General features: G+C 57.8%; 1 pseudogene. It reads right to left on the reverse strand.

Features of this window, described 5'->3' with window-relative positions:
* Positions 1–438 (reverse strand): annotated as a pseudogene (locus DVK00_RS21050) (gfo/Idh/MocA family oxidoreductase); the annotation flags it as partial.

Here is a 438-nt window from a genome sequence, read left to right on the forward strand (position 1 = left end):
GACGTTAGGTCGAGAGAGACCGTCGGTTCGTGCTGGAGTGCGTCGTGGTGCAGAGGCGTCAGCGCCTGAGCGTTGGTCCCATAGAGACCGAGATGTGTGTCTTTGCCCCGGTCGCTCAGGTAGTAACCAGTGTGGTACGTTCCCAGGGTTCCTCCACGAGTTTCGAACTGCAGAACTGCCCCGGTTTCGACGTCCGCCTCGTCGGCTTCGTGAAATCGCGCGTTTATCCGAGAGATTGGATCGTCAAGAATCCACGGCATCATATCGACCCAATGAGGACCGATCCACTGGAGTGCGCCACCCCGGCTCGTCTCTTGATCGTAGATGTAGTGATCGGTGTTCCGATAGGAGAGCTGGCTGGCGTTGAACCGACCGTCGACGGTCCACACATCACCGAAGAACCCATCAGAAACTCGGTCACGAAGTTCTATCGCGACC

Source organism: Haloarcula sp. Atlit-47R (assembly GCF_003665985.1).
GTDB lineage: Archaea > Halobacteriota > Halobacteria > Halobacteriales > Haloarculaceae > Haloarcula > Haloarcula taiwanensis.